This is a genomic window from Almyronema sp., assembly GCF_052168255.1.
Lineage (GTDB): Bacteria > Cyanobacteriota > Cyanobacteriia > Phormidesmidales > Phormidesmidaceae > Sphaerothrix > Sphaerothrix epifaneia.
The window spans coordinates 1-7,022 of record NZ_JBQLZL010000019.1 but is presented as its reverse complement, the minus strand read 5'-3'; the positions used below and the strand labels follow the sequence as shown (position 1 = coordinate 7,022).

General features: G+C 46.1%; 3 protein-coding genes. 1 reads left to right on the top strand and 2 read right to left on the bottom strand.

What is annotated here, in order from left to right:
• Window positions 1–242 (bottom strand): hypothetical protein (locus tag ACTS3T_RS03345; protein ID WP_462934787.1); only part of this gene is annotated, 242 nt, incomplete at its 3' end.
• A 291-nt stretch (window positions 243–533) separates the two neighbouring features.
• The gene (locus ACTS3T_RS03340; protein WP_377961087.1) at window positions 534–866 is read right to left on the bottom strand and encodes a single-stranded DNA-binding protein; all 333 of its coding nucleotides are present in this window, start codon (window positions 864–866) and stop codon (window positions 534–536) included.
• 567 nt (window positions 867–1,433) lie between these two features.
• Here ACTS3T_RS03340 and ACTS3T_RS03335 point away from each other — a divergent pair.
• On the top strand, window positions 1,434–6,881 hold the full coding sequence (locus ACTS3T_RS03335) for a trifunctional serine/threonine-protein kinase/ATP-binding protein/sensor histidine kinase (protein ID WP_377961084.1): 5,448 nt from the start codon (window positions 1,434–1,436) through the stop codon (window positions 6,879–6,881).
• Window positions 6,882–7,022: the final 141 nt, after the last annotated feature.

The following is a 7,022-nucleotide window of genomic DNA, read 5'->3' as shown; positions in this document are numbered from 1 at the left end:
AGCGGTCTGCGAGTTGTGGTGCCGTCGTAGTCTTTCTCCAGCACATCTCGACTACGCTCTAGGTATCGCGTCAGGATGTCGCTGAAGTCAGCATCAAAGGAATCACCAGGGGCAATATCGTTCTCATCGGCGTAGTTCTCGATGAAGCTGCCCATCGTGTTGGAGACTGTCAGAATTGGTTTTTCACCTTGCTCTAAAGAAGCGATCGCCTGACAGTAAGCGCTCCTGGAACGCCTCAGCAAGCTGACTTTGTCGCTCCTCACTTAAAGCCATCGCTCAGCTACGAAATTGGTAAAAAGTACACAGGGGTCGGTTCATCATTGAAATGAACTGTCAGCAGTCCTGAACTCCGACGGACAGAGCGCTCTAGCACTACTGTTCCGTCTTCAATCCGCAGAATCTGCCGCCCATTCCAGTAGAACGACAAAATCTCCGGCTCCAGTTCTAGTAGTTTCTGGATAAAGGGATGTATTACGCCGCTACCTCGACCGGCTCAGACGGCTGCCGGTCAGTGTCGTCCTGACTCGCTGTCGTCATTCACGATGTTGAGCACGATGCGATCCACTTCCATTTGCACGCCCGCGCGGTGAGTTATCCGTGCTCGTTATGTAGGGAGAAAACCCCATTGGCCCGATAGCTGTAATTAAGCTGTCGGTCTTCAGGTAGGGCAATACGCTCCAAGTACTAGAGCCTTCCCAAATGGATAAACGGATGCGGAAGCTCTCGTCACGGGTCGGCTGCTCGGCATAGATAGTCACTTCTGCCACCTGAGTCTCTTTACCGCTGCGAGTCGTGACTGACTTGATCTCTGGCTCAGCGGCAATATTGCCAGCAATAGTTAAGACGTTGAAATTGCGAGTACTCATTTTCTGCTCTCCTGCTCTACTTCAACTTGCGATTTATGCATTCACGGCCTGTTGCAATTCGCCATACTCTGGACTCCAGTAGCCTTCATCGGTCTTGAAGAAGGCCACATCTGGACAGCTCGCTTGCCCCTTATCGTGGCAACGCAGCATCGATTTAATAGCTCCGTCTTTCGGGTAGAAATGCTTCTCCAGGGATCCCTGACACACAGAACAAGGAGCCTCTGTTAGCTCATCGTCTGGAACGTCACTCTCGCCCAGCTCCCCGTACTTGGGACTCCACCAAGCCCCAAAGGCCACCTCTGAGCAGCTCTCTTTGGACTGCTCTTGCAAGCTTTCAACATTGACGTTGTGATATCAATGACCATCTTTCTAATTATCAATCGCCATGAATTTGGGCGAGTTGTCTGACAGAGCTTTAACAGGTCTAGAACACTACCAATCTCTACGTGGCAAGGGTTGACCAAATGGCCCTTTTTGTCCAAAATCGTTGCCATGGCTCACAATCGCCGGTCTCATAGGGAATCTTAGAGGTAATGAAATTGAATTAGATTTCCATCACCCATTGCTATGAAGCCTTCTGACAACATCTCTTGTCATACCCCTGCTGCGATCGCGGGTTACACCATTACCGAACAGTTGTATTCCGGCTCTCGAACGGTCGTGTATCGAGCCGTGAAAACGAACTCACAGCAGCCGGTAGTGATCAAAATGTTGCAGCGCGACTATCCAACCTTCAGTGAATTAGTTCAGTTTCGCAATCAGTACACCATTGCCAAAAACCTCAACCTTCCAGGAGTCGTTCAGCCGTTGAGCCTGGAGTCTGTCGGGGGTGGCTATGCGTTGGTGATGGAGGATTGGGGTGGGGTGGCGTTGAGTAAATACATGCAGCAGCAGTCGTTGCACCTGGCAGACGTGTTGACGATCGCGCTACAACTTGCCGATATCCTCCACGGACTATGCCAGCATCGCGTGGTACACAAAGACCTCAAACCTGCCAACATTCTGATTCATCCTGAAACGAAACAGGTTAAGCTGATTGACTTTAGTATTGCCTCGCTATTGCCAAGAGAAAACCAGGAAATTCAGAATCCTAATGTGCTAGAGGGAACTCTGGCTTATCTATCGCCAGAGCAAACTGGACGCATGAATCGGGGCATTGACTATCGCAGCGATTTCTACTCATTAGGAGTAACGTTGTTTGAACTGCTCACCGGACAGCTACCCTTCCAGTCTTCTGATCCGATGGAGTTGGTGCATTGTCACCTGGCAAAATACCCCCCTTCAGTTTGCGATGTCAATTCAGACTTACCGTTAATCGTGGGCGAAATTGTCCATAAACTGATGGCGAAGAATGCCGAAGACCGCTATCAAAGCGCCTTAGGACTCAAGCACGACCTGATGCAATGCCAGCAACAGTGGCAAGCAACAGGCAAACACGCCTGGTTTGAGTTAGGGCAGCGCGATGTCTCCGATCGCCTCCTTATCCCCGAAAAGCTCTACGGACGAGAAACCGAAGCAGCAACTTTACTGCAAGCATTCGATCGAGTTAGTCTGGGTGCAACAGAAATGATGCTGGTTGCAGGGTTTTCTGGAATTGGCAAAACCGCCATCGTCAACGAAGTGCATAAACCGATCGTGCGACAGTGTGGCTACTTCATCAAAGGCAAATACGAGCAATTAAAACGCAATATTCCTTTGAGTGCTTTTGTCCAGGCTTTTCGTGACTTGATGGGGCAATTGCTGAGTGAAAGCGATACTAAATTGTTGCAGTGGAAAGAGAAAATCTTGTCTGCTTTAGGTGAAAATGGGCAAGTTTTAATAGAAGTCATTCCCGAACTGGAGCAAATTATCGGCAAACAGCCAGCAGTCCTAGAACTCAGTGGTAGTGCTGCTTTAAACCGCTTCAACTTGTTATTTGGCAAGTTCATAGCCTTGTTCGCGACACAGCAGCATCCTTTGGTAATGTTTCTTGATGACTTGCAGTGGGCAGATTCCGCTTCACTAAGCTTGATGCAAGTGTTGATGAATCAAAGCGAGATGGGCTATCTGCTGATAATTGGAGCCTATCGGGATAACGAAGTCTTTGCGGCTCATCCCTTAATGTTAATACTTGAGGAGATGAAGAAAGACTTGGCAATCATCACTACCCTGACTCTAGCTCCATTGAGTCAATCTCATGTCAATCATTTGGTGGCTGACACCCTCAGTTGTACAAGAGTTCTAGCGCAACCTTTGAGCGAGTTAGTTTATCAAAAAACCAAAGGCAACCCCTTCTTTGCAACCCAATTTCTGAAAGCTTTGCATCAAGATGGCTACATTGCTTATGACTTCAATGTAGGACATTGGCAGTGCGATATTGCAGCAGTGAAATTGCTCTCGCTCACTGATGATGTAGTACAGTTCATAGCACTGGAACTGCAAAAGTTGCCCGATGCAACCCAAAATGTCCTCAAACTTGCTGCCTGTATTGGCGCACAATTTGATTTAAAGACATTAGCTATAGTTTCAGAATTTTCTGCAACCGATGCCGCAACAGCATTGTGGAAAGCCTTGCAATCAGGCTTGATTTTGCCCACCAGCCAGACTTATAAGTTTTTTCAGGGTACACAACAGTCTGACTTAGAGGATACAGTTAATTCAACCTATCGATTTTTACACGATCGCATCCAGCAAGCCGCCTATTCCCTAATTCCCGACGACCAAAAACAGGCAACTCATCTCAAAATCGGACAATTACTCCAACAAAACTTACCAGAGATAGAAAAAGAGGAAAAGCTATTTGATATTGTCGGGCATTTAAATCTAGCAATTGAGCTAATAACTCAACCAAGAGAACGGGAAGCTTTAGCCAGACTGAATTTAGCCGCCGGACAGAAAGCCAGAAATTCTACAGCTTATGCAACCGCCAGAAGTTTTTTGCAAACAGGGCTAGAATTGCTTGCTGTGGACTGTTGGCAAAATCAGTATGAATTAACTCTGAATCTTTATGTAGCTGCGGCGGAAACTGCTTACTTGAATGCCGATTTTGAGGGGATGATAGAAATGGCAACCGAGGTGTTGCAATCAGCCCAAAACATACTAGACAAAGTGAAGATTTATGAAATCCAAATTAGCGCACTGACAGCCCAGAGTCAGATGTTAAAAGCGATCGCTGTAGGCAGAAATGCCCTTGAACAATTAGGAGTTGAGTTTGTTTCTGAACCCAACGAAGCCCTGATCAGCAAAGCACTCCAAACCCTTGCAGACCAACTCCAGGGCAAACAGATTTCAGAACTGATTCACCTCCCTATGATGAGCAATCCTCGAATAATTGCGGCAATGCAACTGTTAGCAATATTGTTTGCTCCCATTTTTTTGGCAAATCCTACCTTATTTCCTTCGCTTTGCTCCACAATGGTGAGTCTATCCCTTCAATTTGGGAATGCAACTGCATCAACCCTCGGATATATAGGTTATGGCAAGGTGCTGTCTTCTTTTTTAGGAGAAGTAAAAACAGGTTATGATTTTGGGCGATTGGCATTGAGCTTACTCAATCAGTTAAATGCCCAAGAATTTAAGTCTCAAACTTTACTGGTGTTTGGCGCTTTTCTCCAGCATCGTCAAGAAGCACTCAGAGAAATCATCCCAACGCTAAAAGCGGGGTATCTGGCTGGAATGGAAACTGGTGATTTCCTCACTGCTGGTTACCATTTATCTATTTATTTTTACAATCGTTTATTCACTGGAGTGAATCTGGATGACTGGGAACTAGAAATAGAGAATTACTGTGTTGTCTTGGCGACTGTGAAGCAAGATTCTCCCCTAACTTACCTAAGGGTGACACAACAGACGGCGCAAAACTTGAAGGAAATTGTCAATCAACCAGATTTACTAAGTGGTACTGCCTACGATGAAACGGTGATGTTTCCTAAACACCATCAAAATAATGAATTCACCATCCTTGCTGTTGCCTATACCTATAAACTGATGCTTGCCTATATTTTTGGCAACTATACCAATGTTCTAGGCTATATCACCCAAGCTAACAGCTATTTGATGTCAGCTACAGGAATGCTTCAAATTCCGGTTTTTCATTTTTATGCCGGATTAACCTACTTGACACTCTACTCTACGCACTCAGAAAGCGAGCAAGCTAACACTCTCGCCCTGGCAGAGACTCATCAAACTATTCTGACTCAATGGGCGCACCATGCCCCCATGAATTACCAACATAAAGTTGACTTAATAAAGGCAGAAAAATGCCGAGTTTTAGGACAAAAAACCGAAGCAATTGAGCTATATGACAAGGCAATTTCTGGAGCCAAAGTCAACGAATATGTTCAGGATGAAGCCCTCAGTAACGAACTGGCAGCAAAGTTTTACCTGGATTGGGGTAAACAGCGCATAGCCGGAGAATACATAATTGAAGCTTACTATAGTTATGCCCGTTGGAGTGCAAAAGCCAAAGTCGCTGACCTGGAACAGCGCTATCCGCAACTGCTCGCTCCGATTCTTCAACAAACCCGCGCCACCATATCGGTTAACGAAACCGTCTTTGCCTTGGGGACTGTCACCTCCGACAGTTCTACGAGTTCTAGCAGTAGCGTTTCAGACAGCCTAGATTTAAAGGCCATTCTCAAAGCTTCTCAAGCTATCTCAGGTGAAATTGAACTGGAAAAACTGCTTTCATCGTTGCTTGGAATTGTCATTGAAAATGCTGGGGCTGATAAATGCGTGCTCATGCTCATGCGAGACGATTCGCTACGCGACACCAAAGGTGAACGCCTGTTTATCAAAGGTTCAATTACCACTGGATCAGAACCAGTTGACTTGCAGCAGATTCCCATTGAAGAGAGTCAGGATATTCCCCACAAACTGATTTACAAAGTCAAGCATGATAGGCAGACTGCCGTCATCGTTGATGCAAGTGCCGATCCAACCTTAGCCAGCGACCCCTATATCATCCGTCAGCAGCCTCAAAGTATCTTGTGTAGCCCGATTTTGCATCAAGGTCAGTTAAAGGGAATTTTGTATCTGGAAAATAATTTAATGATGGGGGCTTTCACTAGCGATCGCGTCGAACTTCTCACTTTGTTATGCGCTCAAGCGGCAATTTCCCTAGAGAATGCTCGTCTGTATGAACAAGCGCAACAATATGCTCAACAGCTAGAAGATGCACTCAATAACTTGCAAAACGCTCAGCTACAGATTGTGCAAAGTGAAAAAATGTCGGCATTGGGCAATCTGGTGGCAGGAGTGGCCCATGAGATTAACAATCCGGTTGGTTTTATTGCGGGCAACTTGCAACCTGCTTTGGATTACGTCAAAGATGTCTTTGGATTGATTGAGCTATATCAGCAGGAATACCCTACTCCCAGTGCTTTGATTCAAGAGGAAATTGCAGCGATCGATCTAGAGTACGTCCAGGAAGACCTGCCAAAGTTAATTCACTCAATGCAATTAGGAGTCGATCGCATCCGCAGTATCAGTACCAGTTTAAGAACCTTCTCCAGAGCTGACAAAGATTACAAAGTATCGTTCAACATTCATGAGGGGATTGACAGCACGATTCTGATTTTGAAGCATCGATTGAAAGCAAGCGACAAGCGCCCAGCGATTGAAGTTGTGACAAATTATGGCAATATTCCTGCGCTCAAATGTTTTCCCGGTCAACTCAATCAGGTATTTATGAACCTTCTGGCAAACGCGATCGATGTTTTTGATGAAGCGGCACAACAGGCAACGTTTGTTGAGTTGGAGTCCAAACCTCAGACCATCACCATTCAAACAGCATTGACACAATCAAATGCAATCGAAATTCGGATCAGTGATAACGGGAAAGGCATCAGTGAGGCGGTCAGAGGCAAGATTTTTGACCATTTGTTTACCACCAAAGAAGTCGGTAAAGGAACCGGACTGGGATTGGCGATCGCTCGTCAAATCGTTGTCGAAAAACATGAGGGCAGCCTGGAAGTTCAATCTGAAGTGGGTCAGGGCACTGAGTTCTGCATCCGTTTGCCGATGTGTGTTGAGTAGCAGGTTCTGTATGCAAGGATCGTGACGATGCACGTTAGAGCCGCTTTACAGAGTTGGTTTGTGTGAGTTTAAAGCGATGTTCGTCTCTTCAATATCAAAAGTCATCTGTAGCTCTACTCCAAAGACACCCCTAACTGCTCA